The sequence below is a fragment of the Stygiolobus sp. CP859M genome (genome assembly GCF_037389975.1).
Classification (GTDB): Archaea; Thermoproteota; Thermoprotei_A; order Sulfolobales; family Sulfolobaceae; genus Stygiolobus.
Map to the genome: position 1 here is coordinate 70,283 of NZ_JBBHKS010000007.1, position 24,792 is coordinate 95,074.

Here is a 24,792-nt window from a genome sequence, read left to right on the forward strand (position 1 = left end):
TTAATCACTCCTTACTTCTCTCGTGAGAAGTGAATGCATACCGAATATCTCAATGAAACCTCTTGCCATCTCATCCGTGGGGTACCATCCTTTATTATAACTTGCTACCTTCTCCGAGAACGGCGAATATTTAGGCTTCCTTCCGAGTATCCTCATTCCATTACCGTCAATCTCTACTTGGACTTCACCCGTAATCCACTTGTTTAAGTTATCTCCAGCTAACTCTAGGGTTTCCCTCAGAGGCTCGTACCAGAGACCTTGATATACCAAGTCCGACCATTGAGAGTCGATTAGCTTCTTAAATCTCAGCTCTAGGGGGGAGTATGTTGACTTCTCTAAGTCTTTATGTGAGTATATTAACACTAATGCAGCTGGAGCTTCGTAAACTTCTCTAGACTTAAAGCCTACAACCCTATTCTCGAGGTGTTCAACCCTCCCGAAGCCTCTTGAACCTGCTAGTTCGTTAAGTATCTGAACTAATTTTACGAAATCCATTTTCTCGTTATTAACTGATACCGGTATACCTTTATCAAACTCAATAACGAGTTTCAGCTTTTCGTTAGTTTTTCTTTTCGTCCATTCAAAAGCATCTTCAGGTACTTCTACGGATGGGTCTGAAATTATATCTCCTTCTATACTTCTCCCCCACAAGTTTTCATCGATACTGTATTTACTACTCTCTGATTTAACCGGAATTCCCTTCTCTTTGGCGTACTGTAATTCAGTCTCCCTCGTCATTTTCCATATCCTTGCAGGAGCAATAATCTTGGCTTCGGGATAAAGGGCTTTAACTGCTAAATCAAACCTAACCTGATCGTTGCCCTTTGAAGTGGAACCGTGGGCTACAGCGTCTGCTTCTTCTTTTTTAGCTATCTCAACAACCTTTTGAGCGATGAGCGGTCTGGCTAGTGCTGTCGCTAAGGGGTAAACGTCCTCATAAAGTCCGTTCATCTTAACGGCATAAGAAAGAAACTTATCGGCGAACTCCTTTTTCGCGTCAATTGTATAGTGCTTCTCTGCCCCAGCTTTATATGCTCTTTTTTCTATATCTTCAAAATTATCTTTTTGCCCTACATCTACTGTGACTGTTATAACGGTAGCGTTGAAGGTTTCCTTTAGCCATTTTATGGCAACTGTTGTGTCAAGACCTCCTGAGTATGCAAGGACTGTTTTCATTTCCGTGTTTACAGAGAAAATTTAATATTTAAGATATGGTCATCATCAGAAAAACGAATTCTCTAGGTAGGGAATGTTGAAGGAGTCCTTTAGCCCTTCTTTTTGTGTACATAATAATCAAGTGCTTGCCTAAGAAAATCAGTTCTACTTTCTAATCCCAGTTCTTCAATGTACTTATCAATCTTTGAAACAATTTCCTCTCTGAGTCTAACACTTACAACTTTCTTCATGATCTCAATAAAAAATGGTCATGCCATCTTATAAGAGTAATGACTGAAAAATATACCATAAAAAGCGATTAATTAGAGTAAAAAGTTTTAACTTACTGAAGTAAGTATTACGGCGTTCTTGGCTTTCTTGTATTCCTCTAGCCTTTCTGTCATAGTTTTAATGGTAACTGTAAGTATATCTTTATGATATTTTCTAACATGTTCCTCAGCATCTTCCTTAGGAACTGAGATATCACATATAGTACACGTATAAAGTTCATCCTCTCCCTTTTTAATTATCGGTTTAATGTCCTTTGAGATTTCCTTAATAATCGGAATAATCTTCTTAGCCCTTGCTTCACTACCACTCTTTTCAATAATCCTCTGAGCGTAACCCCTAAGCTGATGTTTTGATATCTGATATTCATAGGCAACTGACGCTGGACCTTCCCCCTTCACTAGGTATTTCTCTAGAGCATCTATTATGTAGTCGCTACCTCCTAGTATTTTTAATGCTATATAATTAATTAGAGATTTTGTATCCATCTGTTTCATATATAGTCACTAGACACCTTTATTATCGCCAGAGTTTAAAAGGAATACTGTTACTTTTCATAGATTTAGAACTTGACCCTTATAAGTAGTTATTTTAATACCTTCTCCTTCTTCTACTTTTCCCAATTCTATTACTTTCTCTTTTCCTTCTAAAGTCCTTATTATCTCCTCTACATTTTCCTTAGATACGAATAGAACCATGCCGACTCCCATATTGAATACTTTATGCATCTCTTCATGTGAAACCCCACTATTTTCTATAACTTTAAACACTTCAGGTGGATCTGGAAGTCGTATAGAAATGCGGTAATTTGTTATCCTCCTAAGTTTAGTGAAGGAACCGCCAGTGATATGGGCAGCAGCTTTAATTTTGTCTAAGACAGACAAAACAGAGTTTGAGTAAATCTTTGTGGGTTTTAATAGCTCATCAGCCCATTTTTCTAATCTAACTTTGCCTTCGTCTATAAGTTTTCTCACTAAGGAGTATCCGTTAGAATGAATTCCGTTACTTGCAAGACCCAAAATTACGTCACCAGGCTTGACATCCTGACCGGTCTTGAGTTTATCTGCAACTCCCACCACGGAGCAAGACAAATCATAGCCAGTTATAACCCCAGGCATAATAGCGGTCTCACCGCCAACAATAATAGCCTGTGACTCCTCAGCTCCATGTTTTAGGCCTCTCACAACTTTCTCCACTACATCGTCCATAGGTTTCTCTAACGCTAGATAATCAACCAAAGCGATTGGCTTAGCCCCTACACAAGCAATATCATTAACATTCATTGCTACACAATCTACGCCAGTAGGCTCGATAATCCCTGTCTTTAAGGCTAACAGTGTCTTAGTACCTACTCCGTCGACATGCATTACGATATACTTATCTCCTAATTTAACAGCTCCAGCGTAATGGCCTATTTTTATTGGAAGGTTAGAAGAAGAGAGGTAAGAAGAAATAAAAGAGTGGTAACTTCGTAACTTGTTCAAATCCACACCAGATTTAGAATATTCGCTCACCAAAGACCACCGTTAGGAGACCAATCCGCAGATATTCCCAGCATACCGTTCTTTTCCCTCGATTTGTAAGTATACCTCACTATCTCAGCCTTCTCCACTTGAGCTTCTAAAGTGTTCCCTATGTCATGCCTATAAATCAGCTTCGTATCGGAACTAACCAGAGAGAAGCACTGATCTAATTTATTACTTGCATTGATAAAATCATCTATAACAACTATCTCTATCGCTCTTGAACCCTTGGTCACTAAGGACATCCCCTCTAAAGCTACAGAACCAAAGTAAACATTACAGCCCAATTCTCTCGTCTTAGGTAGATCTAAGGAGATCTTGTGGCCCGAAGCCATTTTCTTGTCTAAAGGATAGCCTAAGGGAGCTACAGCCCTAACTATCGAAGGCTTCTCTTCAACCTCTAGCTTTGCTTTGCTCAAGTGCCTTGTAGCAGTTAACTCGAGGATCTCACCGAAATCAGATCTAATTCTAGGGATTATTGCTGAAGCCTCTGGGTCTCCTAGTCTCGAATAATACTCGATTATGGTTGGTCCCCACAGACCTGTCAACATCATCTGACCAGATAATACGCCTATATAGTCCATTCTGGTTTCCTTCCTTATGGCTTCTGCAGTCAGCTTTACTATCTCTAAAGATTTCTCGTACTCTTCCTCGTTTATGAACGGTAATAAGAAACCAGGGCCTGATATAGAGCCCATTCCACCCGTCTCTGGACCTATACCGTCTTCGTATGCGTTCTTATAATCCTGAGCTAGAGGCAGAGGCAAGTATGAATATCCATCGGTTAATACGTGGAGGGTATACTCAGGTCCGTCAACTTTCTCTTCAATGATAAGTTTAACATCATCCTTAACTAAACCTGCTATGTTATTTACACCCTTACTCAAGGCATTTCTCTTTTCCTCGCTTAGATAAGCTTGAAGATCCGCAACGACCTTCACTCCCTTTCCCCCTACTTGCTCCGATGGTTTTATTGCTATCGAGCCTCCAAATTCTAAGATAAATTTAGACGCTTCAGCGAGGTTATTAAACGCCTTAAACCTAAGCCTACCGGGGATGTTGTATTTCCACATTAACTGCCTCATCCATACTTTAGACTTCTCTATCATAGCCCCCTCTTTATTAGGACCAACTACCGGGATTCCTTCCTCTCTAAAAGCGTTTGCAACACCTTCAAAGAGTGGATCTTCCGGACCTATAACTCCAAAGTCCGGATTAACCTCCTTTATAACTCTCTTAACATCCTCAACGGATAGAATATCCCCAGTATAATACTTACCGCCAGTCTTTGCTACAACTTCTTTTATACCTGGATTTACGTAACTGGACATTGCATATACATTATAACCTCTGTTGGATTTGCCCAGTGAATCTGCTAACGCGTTCTCCCTAGCTCCGTCTCCTATCAGAAGTACTTTCATGCTCTCACACCTCCTTGGGATAAGACTTAGTCATACATCCTATACATAAGGATCTATGACCAATGACCTTATACAAGCCTTCTAAGCTTAACCAGTAAATGGAGTCTGCTCCTATTACTTTTGATATTTCCTCATCTGACAGGTTAGCAGCAATCAAGTCTTTTTCTTCAGGAACTTCCATTCCGTAAGGACAGTAAGAAATTAACTTAGGGCTACCGATCAGCACATGAACTTCTTTAGCTCCCAAAGATCTTAAGCTAAAGATGGTGTTCTTTAGGGTTCTTCCAGTCACCATTGAATCGTCAACAAGGATTACTCTCTTCCCCTTTACAGAAGCCTTTATTGGGTTAAGCTTTAGCTGAACTCCGATTACTTTAAGGAAGTCATCTGAGGCAAGCATAGTCCTTATAGGGCTACCAGTCCTCGTAAAGCCGAGAGTGAAGGGGATTCCAGTCTTTCTAGAATATCCTATCGCATAAGGAATTGCAGTGTCTGGAACTCCTATAACCACATCGGCATCTATCCTTTTTTCCTCGGCTAATTGCTCTCCTATTTTAACTCTAATGTCGTATATATCTAACCCGAATACGTGGCTATCTATCCTGCTCTGGTATATTATGTCAATGGAACAATACCTAGGTTTAGGATCTTTTATTCTAGAATATGATACATTATAAGTGTCTATGTAAACCATTTCGCCCGGCTGGATTTCTCTCTTGAACTCCCCTCCTATCACGGAAATTCCAGAGGTCTCTGAAGATAGTATTGCCAAATCGAAACCGAAACCCCCTATTTCCAAGGGTTTCACTCCGCTCTCGTCTCTGTAACCGATCATCCTGCCGTCCTTGGTAAGGAATATCATTGAAAAAACCCCTTTACTTGCTTGTAATCCTTTCTCCGGGTCTGTGTAAACGCTTTTAAGCAAACCCTCTACATCTCTGACAACGCCGTCTATAACAGCAACACCGTAATCGGTCACTAAGGGATATCCTTGTTTAGTCCCATTATAAGCTACCCCGGCCCACCCTTCTAGACCTTTAACTTCTAGATCCTCCGGAGCCACGTTACTGGTAATGGTTGAAAAGCCCTTGTCGTTAAGAGTCGATATACCGCTGTAGGAATAACCCCTATGCTGGAGCCCTATTGAACCGTAGTATAAGAACTTACTTATGTTCCATATCTTATCAAACGCATATATACCTAATATACCTCCCATTTTTTCACCTCTTAAACACGGATTCCAGTTGGGACATATCGTACGAGAATTTAAGGGGATATACCCCAGAAAAACACGCGTGACATAAGTCTTTCCTACCTATCGCACTTATCATCTCCTCAATAGTGAGGTACTCTACACTATCTGCACCTATTTCACTTGCTATTTCTTTTTCCGTCTTGCCATAAGCTATTAGCTCACGTGATGTTGGGAAATCGATCCCCATATAGCAAGGATAACGTATTTTAGGGGAGCCGACTCTTACGTGAACCCCCCTTGCCCCGTTATCCCTCATCAATTTAACGATACGCTTCATCGTATTCCCTCTCACAATGGAGTCGTCGATCAACACAATCCTTTTGCCTTGAATGACGTCCTTAACTACCCCAAACTTATCCTCAAGAACGCTTTCCCTCTTATCTTGTGTAGGCATTATGAAAGACCTCTTAGCGATCATACTCCTTACTAATGCCAACTCTAAAGGAATCTTAGACTTTCTTGAATACCCTACGGCTATTGGGATAGAGGACTCCGGAACTGGGACAACTATGTCAGCATCCACGTAGTGTTTCTCGGCAAGAATTTCACCAAGCCTGACTCTTGCTGAGTAAACGGAAACTCCGTCAATCACAGAGTCAGATCTGGCGAAGTAAATGTACTCAAAGGAGCAGAAAGACACCAAGCTAGAAGCTATGATTTCGCTTTCGATATTTCCGTTCTTATCCACATAAACCATCTCTCCTGGTTTAACATCTCTTATTATACTCCCTCCTAATTGTCTGATGGCAGAGTCCTCGGACGCAATCACATAATTTTCTCCTATCTTACCTATAACTAGAGGCCTAAAGCCCTTGGGGTCCCTGAAGCCTATTAACTCTCCGTCTGAGGTTAATATAACTATAGAGTATGCACCGTCGGCAATGTCTGCAAGTTTCCTTATCCCTGCCTTAATATCCTCACTCCCACTTAATACCTTAAGTATGAATTCCGTATCCGTATTAGTGCCAAACTTGTAATAATTAGGAATAGTGCCGTTAAATGCTAAGGATATCTTTCCGTTGCTGAGGGGTTGTGCCTCGTCTATCGTCCCCTTTCCGGTAGTAGAATACCTTACATGACCTATGGACAAGCTAGAGGATTTAAGAAATATGGGATCTATCGCGTCCTCAACTAAACCCATGCCTTTTAAGGTCTTAATGCCTCCGTCGATATAGGAAATACCGGCAGATTCCTGACCCCTATGTTGTAATAGCTTGAGCACTTCGTATACAATAAACGTAGCCTTATTATCCTTACTCCACACTCCAACTACTCCGCAATGCTCCTTAATCATTCTCGATCACCTTGTAGAGATAATGATGATAATTTTCAACCTCCCGCGATAGATCTAAGGGCTTTCCGTCTATCTTAAGTATATGTGATTCGGAATTGACTTTACCGATTATTGACGCTACGACCCCCTTCTTATTCCTGATGAACCATTCTGGGTCATCAGTTAACACCACGAATCTACCGCTGGATTCAGAGAAGAGTTTCACAAGTAAATCGTCTCCTGCATCAGTCTTTATCTGTCTGGTTTGAATCTCTAACCCGAAGTCCTTTATAAGGATAGGAAATAACGCTGTTACTAATCCTCCTCTACCCACATCTTTCGCGAACTTAACTTTACCCTCATTTATCCCTTGGATGATCAACTCACTTGCTAATAGATCCTCGTTTAGCCTTACCTTAGGAACATCCCCAAAACTACCATAAAGTTTAGTCAAGGAGGTACCGCGTAATTCGTTTCTCGTTAATCCCAGCATCACGACACTTAAACCATTCTCTACCGAGGGTCTAAGGAATTTGTTTTCAACTAGCCCAGCCATTACAACGAGCGGTGTAGGCTTTATCGGTTTACCCTCTTTGTTTACATTGTGGAAAGAAACTTTGCCGCCTACTACTGGTGTATTAAAGAACTTCGCAGCCTCTGCAATACCTCTTAAAGCTTCTACGAATGTGTAGTAAACCTCCGGCTTTCTGGGGTCACCGAATTGAAGGTGGTCTACAATCCCTATTCCTTTAGCTCCTACTGTGGCTAAGTTCCTATAAGTTTCTGCTACTATGTATTTACCGCACTCATAAGCGTCCTCTTCACATAAATCTGGATTCGCGTCTCCCTTCACAGCCAACAATTTCTGGTTCGGTAAGACTATTACTGACGCATCAGCTTCCCCCGGCTTTATTACTGTCGAGGTACCTACTTCGTAGTCGAACTGGGAGTAAGCCCATTCCTTACTTACGAAATCGGGATGAATCAGCATCTTTCTTATAGCTTCTTCTATGTTAATTTCTGGTCTCTCCTTAACTTGTTTTGTAGGTCTCTTTACATCCCACATGAAAAGGGGTGGGGAAAGAAGTAAATTAGAAGGCAACTTTACGACGTCTTTACCCTTATACCGAAACCTAACTATACTATCTTCTGTAAAGTAGCCTATTTCCGCGCATGGATATTCATAATACTCAAACTCTTTACATACTTCCTTTACCTTTTCTTCCTTTACAGCAAACAGCATTCTTTCCTGAGTCTCCGAGACGAGAATTTCTTCAGGAGTTAAATCAGAAACTCTTAACGGGACTTTGTCGAGATCTACTACGGCACCGAGCCCGTTAGCCATTTCGGTGACCCCGACTACTAGTCCTCCACCTCCTAAATCCTTAATGGCATCAACCTTATCTGCTACAGCCAGAGTAACGTCGAGTACTATCTTGCCCGCAAAGGGGTCAGCAATTTGAACAGCACCTATCTCATTCTCTCCGCTTAGCTTCCTAGACGCAAAAGATGCTCCTCCTAAACCGTCCAGGCCAGTAAGACCGACTATAACAATCCTGAGCCCAGGTTGTTTTGCTATACTGGGAACTATTTTATCCTTTCTTACGATACCTATACCTGCAACATCTACTAGAGGGTTATCATCGTAAGTTTCGTCAAAAGACAGTTCACCGCCTACTACTGGAACGCCAATACTATTACCGTAAAATCCTATACCCTTAATAATGTTCTTCAGGAGCCATTTGTTCCTGTCTTTATTTAGGTTACCGACTCTAATCATATCCAATAAGGCTATAGGAACAGCACCCTTACTTATAATGTCCCTAATAATGCCCCCTACTCCGGTAGCAGCACCATTAAAGGGGTCAATTGCTGAAGGGTGATTGTGACTCTCCAGTTTTAATACGATTGCCCAGCCATCACCTACGTCCAATGCTCCAGCATCTTGCCAGTCCTCTATTCCCATCACTACTCTTTCCCCAGTACTCGGAAAGCTCCTCAGATAAACCTTAGACGACTTGTAAGAGCAATGCTCAGACCACAATGCGTCTATTGTAGCCCATTCAGCCTCAGTAGGTTCCCTGCCCAACTTTTTCCTTACTAGTTCCATCTCGTAAGCTGAAAGACTCAACCTCACCATTTTCTCAACCCCCTAAACAATAATAACCCGTCCGTAACACCGTCAGGGGAAGTCAACTTGAAAGAAGCCCTCTCAGGATGGGGCATCATCCCAATTACATTTCCTTCCTCATTAGCTACAGAGGCTATATTAAAAAGAGAACCGTTTGGATTGTACTTCTCGTCCACAGTACCGTCTTGACCTGCATAATAGAGTACTGCAAGTCTTTTAGCCCTTTCCGGATCGGTGTGATAGTACCTTCCCTCAGTATGGGCTATGGGCATTTTAATGATATCTTTCTCGAAACCTTTAGTCAGGACAGTGTCTTTCCTTCCTACCTTCAAATAAACCCATTTGCTAATGAACCTCAAATTCAGGTTAGGCAACAAAGCACCTTCAAGCAATCCACCTTCTACTAAAATCTGGAAGCCGTTACAAATTCCTATGACGACTTTCCCCTCGTCAGCCATTTGCTTGACTTTTTTCATTGTCTCCGTGCTAGCCGCTATACTACCCGCCCTAAGATAATCACCGAAGCTAAACCCCCCTGGTAGAACTACAGCCTTATATTTATCGGGATCGAAATCCTTAAATTTCACTATTTCCGCATCAACTGAAGCCTCGAGAAGTGCTTTATAAACATCAACTTCACAAGTAGTCCCGGGGAATTTAATAATCGCCGTCTTCGTCCCTATTCACCCTTACAATTATCTTGTGGACTATAGGATTGTACAACCTACCTTCCTCTGCAATTCTCTTTACCGTCTTTTCAGCATCTTCTGGACTGGAAGATTCAACGTTAAAAAGAATGTATTTGCCAGCTCTAGTACTATTTACGTTTTTACTGATCTTTTCTACGACATATTTCTGTATCGTTTCTCCTTCTGGATCCCTTATCCCATCCTTATTAAGTATTATTAGCTCAACCTTGTAGATCACTCATTTCCACCTCTTCACGACGTTATTCTCTTGAAGAACTCCTCGTAACTCCTCTTTACGGTCTCCAGATCGGCTCCTTTCCTATATAGATCCTTATCGAGAATTCTTAGGGTATCTTTTTCCCTGATTCTCATAGAGTCTAACGTAATTTCGTCTCCTATAACGAGCTTGTCACCAAGCCTCCCGAACTCCAGTTTAAAGTCATAAAGTAGTAGCCCCTTTTCGAGAAATAACTTATACAGCACGTTATTTACTTGCTTCATTACTTCCTCTACTTGTTCAGCCTCCTTTCTCGTAAACAGCTTAAAGTATTCCATGTGAGAGTAGTTAAGTAAAGGATCGTGCCTTTCATCGTCTTTTAGGAAGAACTCCACTATCGGAGGGTTGAACTTTTCGCCCTCTTTTATAGGAAGCCTTTTCACAATACTTCCGGTGGCTATATTCCTCAAGACGACTTCTACTGGAACCATGCTTAACTTTTTCACTATCATAGTCCTTTCATCATACATTCCTACATAGTGGGTCTCTATCCCCTTAGACTCTAGAAGTCTGAAGAGGAAAGCTGATGTCTGAGCGTTTAATACCCCTTTTCCCGGCATTTCATCCTTTCTAGCTCCGTCTCCGGCCGTTATGGAGTCCTTGAAGTAAAGAAGGTAATGATCTTTATCGTAATCATATACTATTTTCGTTTTACCTTCTGCGACCTTTGTAAAATCCATAATCGTGATTTACACACGCGGTATAAAAAACTATTGTAAATGAAGGAAGAGTATTTACTTAACCAAGTAAAAGACAGTATTTTATTTTAAGCCTACAGCTAAATACTGGCCATGAGCGAGATAACTATCGACGATTTCGCAAAGTTAGATTTAAGAGTAGGGATTGTAAAAAGCGCTGAGCATATAGAGGGGACAAAGCTCCTGAAACTCATGGTAGATTTGGGAACGGAAACTAGACAGATAATAAGCGGAATTGCAGAATTTTACAGACCAGAAGAATTAGTGGGGAAGAGAGTAATCTTAATTGCTAATTTGAAACCAAGAAAAATAAGGGGCTTTGAAAGTCAGGGAATGATCCTCGCTGCCGGATGTAAAGAAGATGAGGAGAAAGGAATAAAACCGAGAATTATAACAGTAGATGGGGAAGTACCCGCAGGAACAAAAGTATGTTGAACCCCTTCGAGAAAGTAAAAATACCTCCAGAAGTTGAGGACTTTATAAAGTCTTACCTAAACAAGATACCTTCTATTGGTGGAAACACTCCTAAAGATAGAGAATTAAGGAGAGTGAAATCGTTAGAGGATTCTTTATCGAGATACAGCGAATTTGTGAGCACGTTCCCAAAAGTAGATGAGCTCCACCCTTTCTATCAAGAAATGGTGAGAATAGTAGCTGGAGACGTCGATAAACTTAAGATGTGTTTAAGCGCAATTAACAGAGCAGTAATTCTGTCTAGAAAGATAACGAGACAGTATATGGGATTAATAAGGAAGAGCCAAGATGAAGAAGCAAATAAGCTTATGAGACAGTGTGTAGGAAGGATAAACTCGATTCTAAGGAAAAGAAGTGAATGTGTTAGCTGGACTATACAAGTGGCAAAATCGTTGAAGAAATTCAAAGCAATAGATCCCTCATTACCTACAATTGTCATAGCTGGAGCCCCTAACGTGGGTAAGAGCACGTTAGTAGGGAAAATATCAAGTGCTAAACCGGAAGTCGCATCATATCCTTTTACTACTAAGGAAATACACGTAGGACATATAGACTTAGGGTTTTTTAAAGCCCAAGTTATAGATACACCAGGGATATTAGACAGACCTATGGCTAAAAGAAACAAGATCGAGTTACAAGCAATTAATGCGATCAAAAATCTGGATGGTATAATTCTTTTCATTTTCGATGTATCTAAAACCTCATTATACAGCGCGAAAGAACAGTTAGACTTGTACGAAGAGGTAAGAGAGTTAGGAAAGAGGGTAATACCCGTACTAAATAAGATCGATGATAAAGACGAAAAATTATACGAAGAGATAAAAACTAAAGTCAATCCTGAATTCGAGATTAGTGCTGAAAAAGGGGACGGCATAAATGAACTTTTAAATTATGTAATATCCTTAATGAAACGTGAGATCGGAAGTAAAGTACTGGATAAGTGAGATTTTTCAGTCCATTCAGGGAGAAGGAGAGGTAATTGGTACCCCCTCAAACTTTATCAGGCTTGCTGGTTGTCACTTAAGATGTATATGGTGTGATACGAAGTACTCTTGGTTTAAATATGAAGGAAAGGAAATGACACTGGATGACATTTTGTCTCAGCTAAACAGAAATTTACCGTTAACTACAATAACGGGGGGAGAACCGCTTCTCCAGAACATTATACCTCTTGTTACGGCGATTAAACTACAGCTAAAGCAGAAAGTCTTGATTGAAACCAGCGGAACTATTAGACCACCGAAAAAACTTGTGGAACTCGTAGACATCTTCTCTGTATCACCTAAACTCAGTAACGCAGGTTACAAGTTTAACTATAATTTTATTGAGGATAAATGGCCGACCTATTACAAATTCGTGATAGTCAACCCAGAAAAAGACCTCAAGGAAGTAGCTGAATTCGTCAGAAGGAATAACATAAACCCCGAAAAAGTCATCCTACAACCTGACGGTAGGGTGAATAATTACGAGGAATCCTTAAGGAGACTGGTCGATGCCGTAATGGAGTTCGGTCTCCCTTTTAGAGTTCTCCCTCAGCTCCATAGACTCATTAGATATAGATGACTCAACACTTTCCTTTAATTTCCTAAGTTTTTCCTTACCCTTACGTAATACCTCTAATGAAATGGATACTAACTCTTCCAGCTCTTTCTGGCCTAAAGAAGGTGAGAGGTAATGAACCATCTTTACTCCAGTTCTTAACTCGACCAGAAATCCTTTATTATTTGAGGTTAGAATACCACTGTGCTTGAACCCTGCACCTCTAGCTATCTTCAATAACTCCCACGCTTCTTCCTTATCTTTAGTATACACGTGTAGGATTGGACCTTGCACAATCAACCAGAGCCTTCTAACATAACCCTTAGATATTGTGTCTTTTAAATCTTCCAAACTAAAGGTAATATGATTCTTATAAACTACAGTGGAATCTTTTCTCTCCCACGGTAAATACGAGTCTATAATGGAAACCCTACCGCTACAGCTACTCTGTGTATATGCCTTTTGCCTTTTAAAGAACACCTCTAATACTTCGAATATGTCTGGATCTAGGTACCCAATCTCCTTGTCTCTCAGAATTCTCTCCCATGCTTTCTTTTTATAATCTTCCCAGTTTTCCACGACACTTTTTACTCTTAATGACCTAAAAAGTATTAATGAATAGGGTAGTTGAAAAATTTCTAAGGGCTGAGGAATCCATCATTTTTCTTTCCACAGATGAAATCTCAATAAACGACCTATACGACGATATTCCTATAGGAGTCAGAGTAGTTGTTGTGAACAATAAGAACGGTAGAAAGAGAGTGATGGATTTAGGTTTACTAAGCTTCATCATGAAGAATTGTGAAAACGGAAGATATTTTGTTGAGAGATATTTAGACCTTACTAGTTCTTTAGACGACATTCAAGAAGAGTTTAAAGTCTTTACGGAGCTGGAGTACCTTGCTCTTTGTCCCGATGATAAAATAAAGATGTTGGATAAGGACTTACAAAGCGTTTTGCAAAAGCTTAAAACCTATCTTACTAGGAGAATTAAGAAAAATAATGAATTATGATGTAGTGGTAATCGGTGGAGGGATAGGAGGTTTAACTGCGGCGATAAGAAGTTCGGAATTAGGTAAAAAAGTCGCTATAATTGAAAAAGATGAACTCGGAGGAGAGTGTTTAAACAGAGCTTGTATTCCGTCAAAGACCCTAATAGATGCCGTAAAGCTGGTTAGCAAAACTGCAAAATCAAACTGGATTTCGGGAAAGGTAGAGATAGATTACGATAGACTTGGAGTATTCAAAAACGAAATAATAAAGAACGTCAAGAATTCTTTCACTTCAGTCCTCAAGAAGTATAACATCGACGTCATAAAAGGACAAGCCAGTGTAAAAAGGGAAGGGGAAGTAGAGGTTAACGGAAAAGTGATAACCACAGATATGATGGTAATCGCGACGGGTTCAGAGCCTCTTTCTTTAGCAGACTTTCCACTAAACGGGAGGAATGTAGTAGATCCATGGACTGCAATGAACTTACCATCCTTACCTAATGATATAATTATAGTAGGTGGAGGAGTTGCTGGCGTGGAGTTAGCTACCTTGTTCAGGGCTATGAATAAGAACGTTACTATTATAGAGTTAATGCCAAGACTATTGCCCGTTCCAGGGATAGATATTGAAGTTGCAAATGAAGTAAAGAAAAGATTGGAAGAAATAGGTGTTAAGATCTATCTTAACACCAAGTCAAAGATAGTAAAGAGTGATGATAAAGTTGTGTTTACTGCACAAACGCCTTCATCTACAGAAGAAGTCAAGGGAGATTTAGCTGTTATTACTATAGGGAGGAAACCAGTAACTAACGGCATTGATCTAAAGGCTATAAAAGTAGACAGTGACCAAAGAGGCTACATTAAGGTAGACAATAAGGCGAGAACTAGTAATCCAAAAGTTTACGCTGTAGGTGATGTAGCTGGAGTGCCCCTCTCTGCAACGAAGGCATGGAGACAAGGAATTATCGCTGGAGATAATATAGGTGGTAAAAATACAGAAATGCCCAAATACATTCCGTCTTCAATTTTCGCAGATCTCGAAATAGGAGTAGTTGGGCAAACTGCTGAAGAGTTGAAGAAGGCTGGAATAGATGCTCGGGAGATAAAAGTCCTTATGAGGGAGATACCGAGAGCGTGGACACTTAATGAACCTGAGGGATTCCTGAAAGTTTACGTGGACTCTGAAGGAAAGATTCTGGGTGCTAATATGGTAGGTGAGGGGGCTACGGAAGTTATAAATACATTGGCTTTAGCTATGGAGTTATCCCTGAAGTTAAGTGATCTCTATAAAGTACAGTTCTCTCATCCTACTATTTCAGAAGTGATAACCGAGATCTCTCAACGCGGAATTTACGGAGAGATTTATTAATACTATAAACCCTTTTCTAAACCATAGTGAGTGATAAAGAGATCAGGCAAGTCAAAAAGCTTTTCAAATTTCTCTTTTTGTCCTCCAGAGGGGGAAATACTAGACTTAAAATTGTGAAATTACTTGAGAGCTCTCCAATGAATGCCAACCAGATAGCTAAGCTACTCTCTATAGATTATAAAACCGTAACCCATCATCTCGAGGTCTTGATAGATAATCAAATAGTATATAGAGAAGGAGACGGTTATGGGGCATTATATAAGCTTACTTCTTTCTACCGCATGTATGCAAACGTTTTGAATGAGCTTCTTAAGGAGACTAAATCCTCTTAAATGTTTGGGCTCAAATGTGGTATTTGTGAGAAGGAAAAAGACGCTATCAGAGTTACTTGCAGACGTTAAAATCGCAATTAATAAGATCGATTTCTGGGTAAGTAGAATCGATAGTAGAGTTAAAAATTTGGAAAGGCTCTCCCTATCTAATGTAGGTAGGTTCCCCTATCTAAGTAGGGAATATATAAAAGAGGCAGATATAAACAAGAATATAATATCTAGGCTTATCCAGTTGAAAATCATTTTGGAAATCCTTGAGATTAGACTGGAGACCGTGTTAATTCTCGGAGAGGTTCGTGGTTATCTAGCTCCAGTAGTAGAAGCCGTAAAGGTACTTAAGAAGGAAATAGGTTCTTCAATTGAATTTTCTCCCATAATAGACGAGATTTTAGATTCATTAATACCGATTGAAACTACTGAAACCCCCTTTATACAGAATATAACGGAAGAAGCAAACAAAATACTCTCTGAGTCGGAAAGTATTGCTAAACAAGAGGTAAATAAAAAATATAAAGTCTCCGAGGCAAGTATATAGTGAAAATAGACTATGATAAAGCCTATAGTGAGAAAAATACAATTAACTGGCGGTTCCACATATATAATATCCCTACCAAAAAATTGGGTGAAAGAACATTCCTTAAAACCTGGTGATGAGATAGAGATAAGGCAGGACAAACAACTACGATTAATACTTACCCCAAAAAACAGAGAGGGAGACGAGAAAAGAGAGAAAACTATAGGTCTCAACTGTAATAAACCTGATATCTCCTTTGTTATAAGAGAGATAATTGCATATTATATGGCAGGATATTCATTAGTTACAGTATCGTGTAACAGATTTACTGCAGACGATAGAGAGATGATAAAGGACGTAGTAAGAAAAAGGCTTCTTGGGGCTGAAGTTATTGACGAGAATGCTAGTAGTTTAATGATTCAATTTCTAGTTAATGAAAAGGATCTGTCTTTGACTAAGTCCATTAGTAGAGCATTCAACATCTCCTATAATATGTTGAGGGATTCGATGGATGCCTTGTGGGAAGGGGATGAGAAACTCAGTAAAGAAATCTCTGATAGAGATGATGACGTAGATAGGTTTTACTTTTACACTGTAAGACAACTTTCCTTGTCGGTTGAATACTCAGATATTCTCGAGAACGAAGGATATAACTTGACTCAGATAATAAATATATTCTCAGTTGTGAAATCTATAGAGAGGATTTCCGATCACTCAGTAAGGATATTACAACAGCTTCAGACCTTGGAGAGACTTGAGGACAAAAGAGTATATGATCATGGCAAAACTACTGCAGACTTCTATAAGACTTCAGTAAACGCATTCTTCAACAAAGACGGGAATATAGCCCACGACGTAATTAAGAAAGAGTATGACTTGTTGAATTCTAATGCTCTTATAACCCAATCTATTCTCTCCTCTCAACTTGATCCCAAGAAAACAGGGTCTCTACTGATAATCATGGACTCCCTTAGAAGGGCTATAAGATATTCCATCGATATAGCGGAAGCAACAATAGATCTTCTTGCTAAACAATCCGAACCATTTGAAGAGCTAACCGATTAAACCTTGAGTTTTTATAACCGTTTAGAACTTCCTGCAGTGTTTTACTCTTTTTAGTTATCCTTGCCAGTTTCTCCAGCTCGTTCTTATCCTCTAACGTGTAAGCACCTTTTCTGAAAATCAGTAACAAACATTCGTCCGTGGTTACTCCCACCGCTAGGTAATTCTTTATAAATAGGTGAGAAGCTGTTTCGAGATCCCTGTAGGAGAAAACGCAGACGTTAGGATGAGTATGAGTAGAGGCAATAGCTAAGGGATGGGGAATCACTACTCTATCCTCTTCTCCCTCTAACACGAGATAATTGCCATCATCAAGAAGTATATTAATGAACTCTATTTCTGTCTCTCTCGTCTTTGAGGCGTAAGTACTCATTACTTTACTGATAAACTCTATATAGATTTTAGCAAATTCCTCATATAAAGCAAAGTAACTGACTTTCCCTTTACCAATTTCGGTTCCTTCAACACCCCCTTGTGTGTATAATTTCTGAAAGTCCGTTGTAGGCTCTTCCCCCGTATCTTCATGTATTTCTTCGGCTTTGTAAATCAACTTTGCAATCTTTGCAAGTTTTAAACTTAAGTCATTATTTTCTATTTTCTGAAACTTCCTTGCACTCATTAACCCTTACCTCTTGCTTAGCAACTAATTCACGGGTAGTTTTAACAGGGTCAGTCGAGGAATATATACTCCTACCTACGATTTCATAATCGGCACCATTACATAACGCGTCTCCAAACAAAGCTCCCTGAACTCCCACACCTGGTGATATAATCAATTTTTCAGGGAAGTCATACCTGACTACCTTAATCATTTCTGGTTTAGTAGCTCCGACCACAAATCCCTTAGGATTGACGTGTCTAGCAATATCCTTCAAATACGGGTAGAAAGAATCGTTCCAACCTTTATGAGACATAGAAAGAACCAAATATAGTCCCTTACCTTCCTTTGATAAAAAGGATGAGAGAGTGTCAAGAGCTCCTTCGAACCCTATAAAGGAATGAGAGATAAAGGAATCTGAAAAACTAGTCAGCCTACTGACTATCCCAACCATAGTAGAGTCAATATCAGCAAGTTTTAAATCAAAGATCACTTCTTCCCAACCCAACTTATAAACTTCCTTTAGGTACTCCAAGCCTCCATCAAGCAAAGTAATATAGCTAAATTTCACCTTGGGAATATAGTCCCTGATACCTTTAAGTGTCTTAATTGGTAGGACTATATCCAAGGCTAGTATAGTTTTACTCAATATTATTCACCAAATACTCCTTTATAGCTTTCTTATCAGTGTCGTTTATTAAGTCCGAGGAAAGAAGGTAGTTTAGGATATCACTTATTTTATAGACTGAGATCAAATTTACATCTACGTTTTTTAGCTTTTTAGAAGCACCTTCTTGCCTATCTACTATAGCGAGTGAATAATTAACTAATCCGCCGTTCTTCCTCACCTCATCAACGGCCCTTAATATAGACCCCCCAGTAGTTACCACGTCATCAACTATGATAACTTTTTTTCCTTGTACTTCCGCCTCAACCAAACGATCTGTACCGTATCCCTTTTTCTCACTCCTTATATAACCTAAAGGTTTCTGAAGCTTGCATGCTAGAAATGATGCGAATGGAATCCCTCCAGTAGCTATTCCTATTATGATGTCGAAGTCCAGACCTTTTATTATCTCAGTAGCTTTATTCACTACTTCGTTAAATATCTCTGGATAATTAGGTAGTCTCCTGAGGTCTAAATAATATGGACTGACTTTACCAGAGGTGAGTATAAAATTACCTATTAGTAATAATCTTTTTTCCAGAATACTTTTAGCGAATTCCATCCCTTATCGGCTTTATACTTAATCGTAAAAGACTTTAAATAATCTTCCAACAAAGCTAAAACAAGGGCTTTTGTGAAAAGTATAATCTCTTCATATGACTTAACAAGAGAAGATGTAGAAGAGATCTTCAAATTAGCTTCTAAGTTCGTGAAGGAACAAAAAGGTGATTCATTAAGAGGAAAAACCGTAGCTCTAGCCTTCTTCGAGCCTAGTACAAGGACTTACTTGAGCTTTAATAAGGCGGTTATAAACTTGGGAGGAAATGTAATCGGTTTCTCTGGAGCTGAAGGAACTTCAGTAACTAAGGGAGAAAACTTAGCAGATACACTCAGGATGTTAGATAATTACTCTGACGCAATAGTAATACGACACAAATTTGATGGTGCAGCGAAGCTTGCATCTGAGGTTACGGATAAACCGGTAATTAATGCAGGAGACGGTAAACATGAACACCCTACACAAACTCTAATAGACCTTTTCACCGTGTTTAACCACTTCGGAACAACCGATGGTCTAATTTACGGACTACTTGGCGACCTTAAATACGCTAGAACAGTAAATAGCTTCCTAAGAATGCTAACAAGATTTAAGCCAAAAAGCGTGTATTTAATCTCCCCTCCACAACTTAGACCGAGAAATGAATTCTTAGAAGAGTTGAATTATCCCTACAAAATTACCTCAAACGTCTACGATGTCATTGAGGATTTAGACGTGCTCTACGTTACGAGAATACAAAAAGAGAGGTTCTTAGATGAACTTGAATACGAGAGGATCAAGGAGAGCTATATAGTAGACTTAAATTTAGTGAGTAAAATGAAGAAAGATAGTATCATTCTTCACCCATTGCCGAGAGTTAATGAGATCGACAGAAGAGTGGACAAGACAGCACATGCAAAGTATTTTGAACAAGCTTCCTACGGAGTGCCCGTCAGAATGGCTTTACTCGAAAAAATTTTAGGTGAGTAAAATGGAAGAACCTACAAAAAAAGAACTATTAGTAAGTAAAATTAAGAACGGAACGGTTATAGATCACATACCTGCTGGAAGAGCACTCGCAGTATTGAAAGTACTAAAGATAACGGGCTCGGAAGGATTAAGAGTAGCTGTTGTACTTAACGTAGAAAGTAAAAGAATAGGAAAGAAGGATATAGTCAAGATCGAAGACAAGGAAGTAAGTGAAAACGAGGCCAACTTAATTACACTAATAGCTCCTACTGCCACGATTAACATCATAAGGGATTATGAGGTCGTTGAGAAAAAGCAGTTAAAAGTGCCTGAGGTAGTAAAGGGAATTCTGAGGTGTCCTAACCCTCACTGTATAACCAATAACGATATAGAGGCAACATCTGTTTTCAGGACTGTTAAAGTAAAACCGTTGAAAATGAGATGCGAGTATTGCGAGACAGAAATAGATGAAAACGACGTAATTAGACAGATACTGGGCAACCCTCAAACAAAACCGGTGTAACTAATGCTGTTTAATGAGTTGATATATAGCGATGTAATTTCTGTTTCTTATGACAAGATGTTTGAGATAAACAGAGTTTCGGTTAAATACCCTTTCAAACCTAGAGCCGGTCAATACATCAGCATAATTTTTCCAAAAGAATTAGAAATCCCTTTAACCGTAGGTGATTACGATGAGGAAAATAAAGTTTTGACGCTCTTTATTGAAAGTCAGAAACTCATCACCATGATTCAGGGTAAAAAGAAATTATTAATAAAGGGACCTCTCGGTAAGCCGATTAACTTTAGTAAGACCGGAAATGTGATAGGAATTATTAGAAACAAAAAGAATTATCTCGATTTAAGGTACGCGTTAAAAGTACTTAGCGAAAGTGGGTCTAAAGTCAGTATATATTGCTTAGAAAAATGTGATGTCGGAGAATTCGAGACAGTAAAGAGCTTACAAGATAGTAAAGAATATGATTTAATCCTAGCATCCGTTCCTGAATCTGATGTAAAAACTCTCCCTCTAAATGCTCTGGTATACGTGAGATGGGTAAAAATGAACTGTAATTTGGGAGTCTGTGGTGAGTGTAATTATAACGGAATACTACCTTGTGTTGAAGGACCCTTTGTGGAAGTGAGGGAACTTGTGGATCAGAGGTAAAACCTACTATTACGGGGAAATTACCGAGCTGTGTATAAACATAGATAGAAACATAAGAGAGATTAGGAAGAACTGTAAACCAGATATTGAGTTCAGACCCGATGAGCTTATTTTACCCAGCTCTATCGATATTCACGTCCACGTTAGGGGGGGCAGGTTATCATATAAGGAGACGGTAACATCTGCGACCAGTGAAGCTGTTTACGGTGGAGTCGGTACTGTATTTGACATGCCAAACACAATACCGCCAGTAAATACAAAAGAAAGAGTTATAGAGAGATTAAGGGAATTCGATTTATATGCTAGAACAAACTATGGAATATATAGCGGTGTTACAAAGGAATTTGAGGAGGTTGATAAACTGCCTATAGCGGGGTATAAAATATTTCCTGAGGATCTAGAAAAAGAGGAAACTAAATTAATCCTTGAAAAGAGTAAAAAGCTTAAAATACTTCATCCTGAAATACCCCTTGCTCTAACTGTTGACAGAAGGCTCAGAGACAAGTGGATGGAACTTGCGTCACTTTACATGGTAAATGGAAAGATACACATAACACATATAACTAATTTAGAGACGTTGAGGCTCGCAAAAAACTTAGGATTTTCGACTGATATAACACCACACCACATGTTAGTAGAAGGAGAAAAGGATTGCCTAAGTAAGGTAAACCCCCCAATTAGGGATTATAAGACTAGACTGGAATTATTCCTTCTAGGATTACATGAGACGGATGCATTGGCAAGTGATCATGCACCACATACCGAAAGGGAGAAGTCTCTGCCAATCGACCTATGCCCACCTGGAATAGCGACTGTATCTTTCACAACTCCGTTTATTTATACGTTAGTGTTTAAGGGACTCTTAGAATTAGATAGGGCTGTTAAATTACTAGCCGAGAACCCTGCTAAGATCACGGGTATTAAAGCTGGAGAGATAAAGGAGGGGTACTCAGCTACATTTACAATAATCAAAAGGGAGAGTTGGAGATACTCTACTAAATTCAGTAAAGTAACAGAAACCCCTCTAGACCAGTTTCCTTTAGAAGCTAAGGTAACTAACGTTATTGTAGAAGGGAAGCTAGCATATGACGGAGAAACTGTATACCCCATTAAGGGGGTGAACATAATTGCTGAAAGTAGCAGGAATTGAATTTAAAGACCCTTTTATAATAAGCTCTGGCATAGTCCCTCTCGTAGATAAATTTATGAATAAAATTTGCGAAAAATATTCGCCTTCAGCAATAACGATGAAGACGCTAACATTAAACGCATTAGAGCCCCACAAACCTCCTACAGTGATTAAATTAAGTAATGGTTGTTACATGAATGCAATAGGTTTGGGAAACCCGGGGATAGACTCACTGGAGGGGTTTCAGGTTAAATCTGACTGTAATTTAATTCTAAGTATAGGGGGAAACAGTATAGGTGAAATAAAGAAAGTGGTAGAGAGATTCGAAGAGTTGAGAACTACTAACAAGGCTTTAAGAGAGAAAGTGAAGATGATAGAACTGAACCTAAGTAGCCCTAACAGAAAAGGTTACGGTGAATCAACCTCAAAATTTACACTGGACATCACTAAAGAAGTGAGCAGTGTAACTTCACTCCCCGTGTTCGTAAAATTGGGTCCTTGGGACAATACTGTAGAACTGGCAGGAAAAGCCCTTGAAGGGGGAGCTAAAGGAATTACCCTGATAAATACACTTAAGGGGTTAGCTTTAGATAGAGAGGAGTTTAAGCCTATCCTAAGCTACGGTACAGGTGGTATATCAGGGAAGTGCATACATCAGTTAGCTGTGAGGGTTATCCATGACGTGTATAAGGAGTACGATACAGAAATAATCGGGATGGGAGGAGTATTTACGTGGGAAGATGCGTTAGAACTAATCGCTGTTGGAGCGAAGTTAGTGGGTTTAGGAACAGCGATTATCGACAGAGGTTACGAAGTAATTTTGGAGATACGCGAGGGTTTTAACACTTATTTAAAGGAGAAAGGATTAAAGATTGAAGAAGTGATTGGTATAGGTGTGAGAAAGTGAACAGAATACCTATGAAAGGAAGAGACATAGAATCACTACTGTATATGGGCAAGATACAATCGGTAGACGTTGAATATTGTGACGAGGCTAAAAAAGAGGCTAAGGTAATAGCTAAGCTGGTGACGGGAGAGGAGGTAGAGACTGAGTGCATCCCAGTTAGGGCAGCAGGCAAGATAAGTATTGTCATTAAACACTATCTCAAGATGGGCGTAGATAAATTAATAATTCAAGATATAGATATGAAAGAAGTAAGAAACGTAGATACTGAGGGTGGAGAGGAAAATGAAGTTCAGGATAGACAAGATTCCTAAGAACGAGGACGATATAGCTGAAATACAAAGAGAAGTAGAGCAAGAAGAACATCATCACCATCATCATGAACACGGAGAAGAAGACATCATAACACAATTACTTTATTCTTTGCAAAGTTTAGAAAGCAAAGTAAATGAACTCCAATTAGGTAATGAACAGTGTAAGAAGGAAATTTCTACTATCTACAAAGTGCTCAGTAAGTTGGTTTTAGCTTCTTTCACCGAAAATAAAGAGGAAAGAATTAAAATTCTCAGAGACGTGTTAAGCCTACTAGAATGACAGATATATTTTCACCAATACCAATAATTACAGTAAAATTGTTTGCAATTATAGACCCTTTTTCTGTACTACCGTACTTATTAGCGGTTTATGAAGAGGCTGCTAGAGAGGAGAAGATAACGTGGAAATTTGTTGTGAATAAAATAACAGTTGCTATTGGAGTACTTTTAGTTTTGTTTTCAATACTAGGGAAACCCTTACTTGATTTTCTTGGAATATCACCTCAAGCACTGGAAATTGCAGGTGGGATTCTTCTAGTTTACCTGGGTATCGATACTATGGGTGGTTTCCAACAACTCAGATTCGTGAAAAAGTTAGAGGAAGCTCTAATCACTCCAATAGCAACACCACTTCTAGTAGGCCCTGGAACTATGACAGCTTTAATTACGTTATCTGTATCTTATAATCCAGTAACATTAATTTTAAGTAGTATTGTAGTTACACTTTTAGTCTATTTCTCACTCCTTGTAGGACCAATACTAGTAAGAGCATTAGGTGAAACTGGAACAGTTGCTGCGGGCAGATTCACCGCTATAATCATAGCTGCCTTTGGAATACAATTAATACTAGCTGGTATATCTCAGCTCAAGTTTGTATGACAAATCCTTATTAAAATGAAAATTTTTTAACGGGTAGTCATTTAATAATCATGAACTTCATGTCTGATAGAAAACGGGTTGAGATAGACACAGTTGATAGGAAATTATTAATTGAGTTACTAAAAGACTCTAGAGTAAGTTTAAGAAAACTAGCGGAAGAAATGAATGTATCACCCGCGACTCTTCATAATAGATTATTCAGGCTTGTCCAAGAGGGCGTAATAAAAGGATTTACAGCATTGATTGACTATTCAAAATTAGGCTATACACTTACAAGCATAATAATGGCTAAGGTAGATGGAAAACATTTAGTTGAATTTGAAAGAGAAATAGCCAATCTAGATAATGTTATCGCAGTCTACGATATTGTAGGAGAATATGATGTCGCAGTAATAGCGAAGTTCCGCAGTGTAGAAGATCTCGACAACTTTCTGAAGAGCTTATTAAAGAACCCTAAGGTGGAGAGAACTCACACGAGTATAGTTCTTAACGTAGTTAAAGAAGATCCTAGGATTAAAATTGTTTAAATCTATCCTTTTTTGATTAATTTATTATATAATAAACTATCCCTATTAATAAAGGGTTGTCCTAGGATCAGCCAAGATAAGCAAAAGCCTTTTATACATTTTCTAGG

General features: G+C 39.2%; 32 protein-coding genes. 17 read left to right on the plus strand and 15 right to left on the minus strand.

The features are described from left to right. From WIW72_RS01900 to purC, 11 genes are all read right to left on the minus strand, one after another. On the minus strand, window positions 1–1,176 hold the full coding sequence (locus WIW72_RS01900; protein ID WP_337701565.1) for an argininosuccinate synthase: 1,176 nt from the start codon (window positions 1,174–1,176) through the stop codon (window positions 1–3). An 89-nt stretch (window positions 1,177–1,265) separates the two neighbouring features. Continuing rightward, window positions 1,266–1,406: a ribbon-helix-helix domain-containing protein gene (locus WIW72_RS01905; RefSeq protein WP_337701563.1), complete on the minus strand. Its 141-nt coding sequence runs from the start codon at window positions 1,404–1,406 to the stop codon at window positions 1,266–1,268. 87 nt (window positions 1,407–1,493) lie between these two features. Then, a complete protein-coding gene (locus WIW72_RS01910; protein ID WP_337701561.1) occupies window positions 1,494–1,940 on the minus strand; it encodes a hypothetical protein in 447 nt (148 codons plus the stop codon). A gap of 57 nt (window positions 1,941–1,997) precedes the next feature. Continuing rightward, window positions 1,998–2,960 (minus strand): phosphoribosylformylglycinamidine cyclo-ligase, encoded by a 963-nt coding sequence (gene purM, locus WIW72_RS01915; RefSeq protein ID WP_337701559.1) that lies wholly within the window; start codon window positions 2,958–2,960, stop codon window positions 1,998–2,000. After that, window positions 2,954–4,387: a phosphoribosylamine--glycine ligase gene (gene purD / locus WIW72_RS01920; RefSeq protein ID WP_337701557.1), complete on the minus strand. Its 1,434-nt coding sequence runs from the start codon at window positions 4,385–4,387 to the stop codon at window positions 2,954–2,956. The genes purM and purD overlap by 7 nt, the downstream gene beginning before the upstream one ends. A 4-nt stretch (window positions 4,388–4,391) precedes the next feature. Beyond that, entirely contained in the window at window positions 4,392–5,603 is a 1,212-nt protein-coding gene (locus tag WIW72_RS01925; protein WP_337701556.1) for an amidophosphoribosyltransferase, read from the minus strand. Window positions 5,604–5,607: 4 nt separating this feature from the next. Continuing rightward, window positions 5,608–6,936: an amidophosphoribosyltransferase gene (purF, locus tag WIW72_RS01930; protein WP_337701554.1), complete on the minus strand. Its 1,329-nt coding sequence runs from the start codon at window positions 6,934–6,936 to the stop codon at window positions 5,608–5,610. Continuing rightward, the gene (purL, locus tag WIW72_RS01935) at window positions 6,929–9,052 is read right to left on the minus strand and encodes a phosphoribosylformylglycinamidine synthase subunit PurL (RefSeq protein ID WP_337701710.1); all 2,124 of its coding nucleotides are present in this window, start codon (window positions 9,050–9,052) and stop codon (window positions 6,929–6,931) included. The genes purF and purL overlap by 8 nt, the downstream gene beginning before the upstream one ends. Next, entirely contained in the window at window positions 9,049–9,729 is a 681-nt protein-coding gene (gene purQ, locus WIW72_RS01940; protein WP_337701708.1) for a phosphoribosylformylglycinamidine synthase I, read from the minus strand. Before purQ ends, purL begins: the two co-directional genes overlap by 4 nt. Then, window positions 9,704–9,973, minus strand: coding sequence for a phosphoribosylformylglycinamidine synthase subunit PurS (purS, locus tag WIW72_RS01945; RefSeq protein WP_337701552.1), 270 nt, complete (start codon window positions 9,971–9,973; stop codon window positions 9,704–9,706). The genes purQ and purS overlap by 26 nt, the downstream gene beginning before the upstream one ends. A 14-nt stretch (window positions 9,974–9,987) precedes the next feature. Then, a complete protein-coding gene (gene purC, locus WIW72_RS01950; RefSeq protein ID WP_337701550.1) occupies window positions 9,988–10,692 on the minus strand; it encodes a phosphoribosylaminoimidazolesuccinocarboxamide synthase in 705 nt (234 codons plus the stop codon). Window positions 10,693–10,803: 111 nt separating this feature from the next. Between purC and metG the strand changes: the two genes are divergently transcribed. The 3 genes from metG to WIW72_RS01965 are packed head-to-tail and all read left to right on the plus strand — an operon-like array spanning window position 10,804 to window position 12,747. Next, a complete protein-coding gene (metG, locus tag WIW72_RS01955) occupies window positions 10,804–11,145 on the plus strand; it encodes a methionine--tRNA ligase subunit beta (protein WP_337701548.1) in 342 nt (113 codons plus the stop codon). Further along, window positions 11,139–12,128, plus strand: a complete 990-nt coding sequence (locus WIW72_RS01960; protein WP_337701546.1) for an NOG1 family protein — start codon at window positions 11,139–11,141, stop codon at window positions 12,126–12,128. Before metG ends, WIW72_RS01960 begins: the two co-directional genes overlap by 7 nt. After that, window positions 12,097–12,747, plus strand: a complete 651-nt coding sequence (locus WIW72_RS01965; RefSeq protein WP_337701544.1) for a 7-carboxy-7-deazaguanine synthase QueE — start codon at window positions 12,097–12,099, stop codon at window positions 12,745–12,747. The genes WIW72_RS01960 and WIW72_RS01965 overlap by 32 nt, the downstream gene beginning before the upstream one ends. On the opposite strand, the gene WIW72_RS01970 is transcribed toward WIW72_RS01965, so the two are convergent. After that, window positions 12,661–13,302 (minus strand): tRNA(Phe) 7-((3-amino-3-carboxypropyl)-4-demethylwyosine(37)-N(4))-methyltransferase, encoded by a 642-nt coding sequence (locus WIW72_RS01970; RefSeq protein ID WP_337701542.1) that lies wholly within the window; start codon window positions 13,300–13,302, stop codon window positions 12,661–12,663. The two genes, WIW72_RS01965 and WIW72_RS01970, sit on opposite strands and share 87 nt — an antisense overlap. A 35-nt stretch (window positions 13,303–13,337) precedes the next feature. Here WIW72_RS01970 and WIW72_RS01975 point away from each other — a divergent pair, with 35 nt between their 5' ends. Genes WIW72_RS01975 through WIW72_RS01995 form a run of 5 tightly spaced genes read left to right on the plus strand, consistent with a single transcriptional unit; the run spans window position 13,338 to window position 16,995 of the window. Continuing rightward, window positions 13,338–13,736, plus strand: coding sequence for a hypothetical protein (locus tag WIW72_RS01975; RefSeq protein ID WP_337701540.1), 399 nt, complete (start codon window positions 13,338–13,340; stop codon window positions 13,734–13,736). Beyond that, window positions 13,726–15,084 (plus strand): dihydrolipoyl dehydrogenase family protein, encoded by a 1,359-nt coding sequence (locus WIW72_RS01980; RefSeq protein ID WP_337701539.1) that lies wholly within the window; start codon window positions 13,726–13,728, stop codon window positions 15,082–15,084. The genes WIW72_RS01975 and WIW72_RS01980 overlap by 11 nt, the downstream gene beginning before the upstream one ends. 26 nt (window positions 15,085–15,110) lie before the next feature. Then, window positions 15,111–15,416, plus strand: coding sequence for a winged helix-turn-helix domain-containing protein (locus tag WIW72_RS01985; protein ID WP_337701537.1), 306 nt, complete (start codon window positions 15,111–15,113; stop codon window positions 15,414–15,416). Window positions 15,417–15,441: 25 nt separating this feature from the next. Next, window positions 15,442–15,951, plus strand: a complete 510-nt coding sequence (cdvB3, locus tag WIW72_RS01990) for a cell division protein CdvB3 (RefSeq protein WP_337701535.1) — start codon at window positions 15,442–15,444, stop codon at window positions 15,949–15,951. Between the two features lie 12 nt (window positions 15,952–15,963). After that, window positions 15,964–16,995, plus strand: coding sequence for a phosphate uptake regulator PhoU (locus WIW72_RS01995; RefSeq protein ID WP_337701533.1), 1,032 nt, complete (start codon window positions 15,964–15,966; stop codon window positions 16,993–16,995). On the opposite strand, the gene WIW72_RS02000 is transcribed toward WIW72_RS01995, so the two are convergent. The 3 genes from WIW72_RS02000 to pyrE are packed head-to-tail and all read right to left on the minus strand — an operon-like array spanning window position 16,958 to window position 18,819. Continuing rightward, window positions 16,958–17,611 carry a hypothetical protein gene (locus WIW72_RS02000; protein ID WP_337701531.1) on the minus strand — a complete coding sequence of 218 codons (654 nt, stop codon included), beginning with the start codon at window positions 17,609–17,611 and terminating at the stop codon, window positions 16,958–16,960. The two genes, WIW72_RS01995 and WIW72_RS02000, sit on opposite strands and share 38 nt — an antisense overlap. After that, a complete protein-coding gene (locus WIW72_RS02005; protein WP_337701529.1) occupies window positions 17,577–18,239 on the minus strand; it encodes an orotidine 5'-phosphate decarboxylase in 663 nt (220 codons plus the stop codon). Before WIW72_RS02005 ends, WIW72_RS02000 begins: the two co-directional genes overlap by 35 nt. Beyond that, window positions 18,232–18,819 (minus strand): orotate phosphoribosyltransferase, encoded by a 588-nt coding sequence (gene pyrE / locus WIW72_RS02010; RefSeq protein ID WP_337701528.1) that lies wholly within the window; start codon window positions 18,817–18,819, stop codon window positions 18,232–18,234. Before pyrE ends, WIW72_RS02005 begins: the two co-directional genes overlap by 8 nt. Window positions 18,820–18,891: 72 nt before the next feature. Here pyrE and pyrB point away from each other — a divergent pair, with 72 nt between their 5' ends. Genes pyrB through WIW72_RS02055 form a run of 9 tightly spaced genes read left to right on the plus strand, consistent with a single transcriptional unit; the run spans window position 18,892 to window position 24,685 of the window. Next, window positions 18,892–19,785 (plus strand): aspartate carbamoyltransferase, encoded by an 894-nt coding sequence (gene pyrB / locus WIW72_RS02015; RefSeq protein WP_337701526.1) that lies wholly within the window; start codon window positions 18,892–18,894, stop codon window positions 19,783–19,785. Between the two features lies 1 nt (window position 19,786). Beyond that, window positions 19,787–20,287 (plus strand): aspartate carbamoyltransferase regulatory subunit, encoded by a 501-nt coding sequence (pyrI, locus tag WIW72_RS02020; RefSeq protein ID WP_337701524.1) that lies wholly within the window; start codon window positions 19,787–19,789, stop codon window positions 20,285–20,287. A 3-nt stretch (window positions 20,288–20,290) separates the two neighbouring features. Continuing rightward, window positions 20,291–20,932, plus strand: a complete 642-nt coding sequence (locus WIW72_RS02025; RefSeq protein WP_337701522.1) for a hypothetical protein — start codon at window positions 20,291–20,293, stop codon at window positions 20,930–20,932. Beyond that, on the plus strand, window positions 20,916–22,082 hold the full coding sequence (gene pyrC / locus WIW72_RS02030; protein ID WP_337701520.1) for a dihydroorotase: 1,167 nt from the start codon (window positions 20,916–20,918) through the stop codon (window positions 22,080–22,082). The genes WIW72_RS02025 and pyrC overlap by 17 nt, the downstream gene beginning before the upstream one ends. Next, window positions 22,060–22,968, plus strand: coding sequence for a dihydroorotate dehydrogenase PyrD (gene pyrD / locus WIW72_RS02035; protein WP_337701518.1), 909 nt, complete (start codon window positions 22,060–22,062; stop codon window positions 22,966–22,968). Before pyrC ends, pyrD begins: the two co-directional genes overlap by 23 nt. 11 nt (window positions 22,969–22,979) lie before the next feature. Next, a complete protein-coding gene (locus WIW72_RS02040; RefSeq protein WP_443294804.1) occupies window positions 22,980–23,279 on the plus strand; it encodes a hypothetical protein in 300 nt (99 codons plus the stop codon). Further along, window positions 23,251–23,559, plus strand: a complete 309-nt coding sequence (locus WIW72_RS02045; RefSeq protein WP_337701514.1) for a hypothetical protein — start codon at window positions 23,251–23,253, stop codon at window positions 23,557–23,559. The genes WIW72_RS02040 and WIW72_RS02045 overlap by 29 nt, the downstream gene beginning before the upstream one ends. Next, window positions 23,556–24,158, plus strand: coding sequence for a MarC family protein (locus tag WIW72_RS02050; RefSeq protein ID WP_337701512.1), 603 nt, complete (start codon window positions 23,556–23,558; stop codon window positions 24,156–24,158). Before WIW72_RS02045 ends, WIW72_RS02050 begins: the two co-directional genes overlap by 4 nt. Before the next feature lie 59 nt (window positions 24,159–24,217). Next, complete coding sequence (locus WIW72_RS02055; RefSeq protein WP_337701510.1) at window positions 24,218–24,685, plus strand: Lrp/AsnC family transcriptional regulator; 468 nt, start codon at window positions 24,218–24,220, stop codon at window positions 24,683–24,685. Window positions 24,686–24,792: the final 107 nt, after the last annotated feature.

Coding starts and splice junctions, on each gene's coding strand:
- WIW72_RS02055 (WP_337701510.1), top strand. CDS start 24,218: ATGTCTGATAGAAAACGGGTTGAGATAGACACAGTTGATAGGAAATTA.
- WIW72_RS01980 (WP_337701539.1), top strand. CDS start 13,726: ATGAATTATGATGTAGTGGTAATCGGTGGAGGGATAGGAGGTTTAACT.
- WIW72_RS01900 (WP_337701565.1), bottom strand. CDS start 1,176: ATGAAAACAGTCCTTGCATACTCAGGAGGTCTTGACACAACAGTTGCC.
- WIW72_RS02050 (WP_337701512.1), top strand. CDS start 23,556: ATGACAGATATATTTTCACCAATACCAATAATTACAGTAAAATTGTTT.
- WIW72_RS02045 (WP_337701514.1), top strand. CDS start 23,251: ATGAAGTTCAGGATAGACAAGATTCCTAAGAACGAGGACGATATAGCT.
- WIW72_RS02000 (WP_337701531.1), bottom strand. CDS start 17,611: ATGAGTGCAAGGAAGTTTCAGAAAATAGAAAATAATGACTTAAGTTTA.
- WIW72_RS02040 (WP_443294804.1), top strand. CDS start 22,980: ATGAAAGGAAGAGACATAGAATCACTACTGTATATGGGCAAGATACAA.
- WIW72_RS01905 (WP_337701563.1), bottom strand. CDS start 1,406: ATGAAGAAAGTTGTAAGTGTTAGACTCAGAGAGGAAATTGTTTCAAAG.
- pyrI (WP_337701524.1), top strand. CDS start 19,787: ATGGAAGAACCTACAAAAAAAGAACTATTAGTAAGTAAAATTAAGAAC.
- purC (WP_337701550.1), bottom strand. CDS start 10,692: ATGGATTTTACAAAGGTCGCAGAAGGTAAAACGAAAATAGTATATGAT.
- metG (WP_337701548.1), top strand. CDS start 10,804: ATGAGCGAGATAACTATCGACGATTTCGCAAAGTTAGATTTAAGAGTA.
- WIW72_RS01975 (WP_337701540.1), top strand. CDS start 13,338: ATGAATAGGGTAGTTGAAAAATTTCTAAGGGCTGAGGAATCCATCATT.
- pyrE (WP_337701528.1), bottom strand. CDS start 18,819: ATGGAATTCGCTAAAAGTATTCTGGAAAAAAGATTATTACTAATAGGT.
- purF (WP_337701554.1), bottom strand. CDS start 6,936: ATGATTAAGGAGCATTGCGGAGTAGTTGGAGTGTGGAGTAAGGATAAT.
- WIW72_RS01960 (WP_337701546.1), top strand. CDS start 11,139: ATGTTGAACCCCTTCGAGAAAGTAAAAATACCTCCAGAAGTTGAGGAC.
- WIW72_RS02025 (WP_337701522.1), top strand. CDS start 20,291: ATGCTGTTTAATGAGTTGATATATAGCGATGTAATTTCTGTTTCTTAT.
- WIW72_RS01995 (WP_337701533.1), top strand. CDS start 15,964: ATGATAAAGCCTATAGTGAGAAAAATACAATTAACTGGCGGTTCCACA.
- purD (WP_337701557.1), bottom strand. CDS start 4,387: ATGAAAGTACTTCTGATAGGAGACGGAGCTAGGGAGAACGCGTTAGCA.
- WIW72_RS01910 (WP_337701561.1), bottom strand. CDS start 1,940: ATGAAACAGATGGATACAAAATCTCTAATTAATTATATAGCATTAAAA.
- WIW72_RS01925 (WP_337701556.1), bottom strand. CDS start 5,603: ATGGGAGGTATATTAGGTATATATGCGTTTGATAAGATATGGAACATA.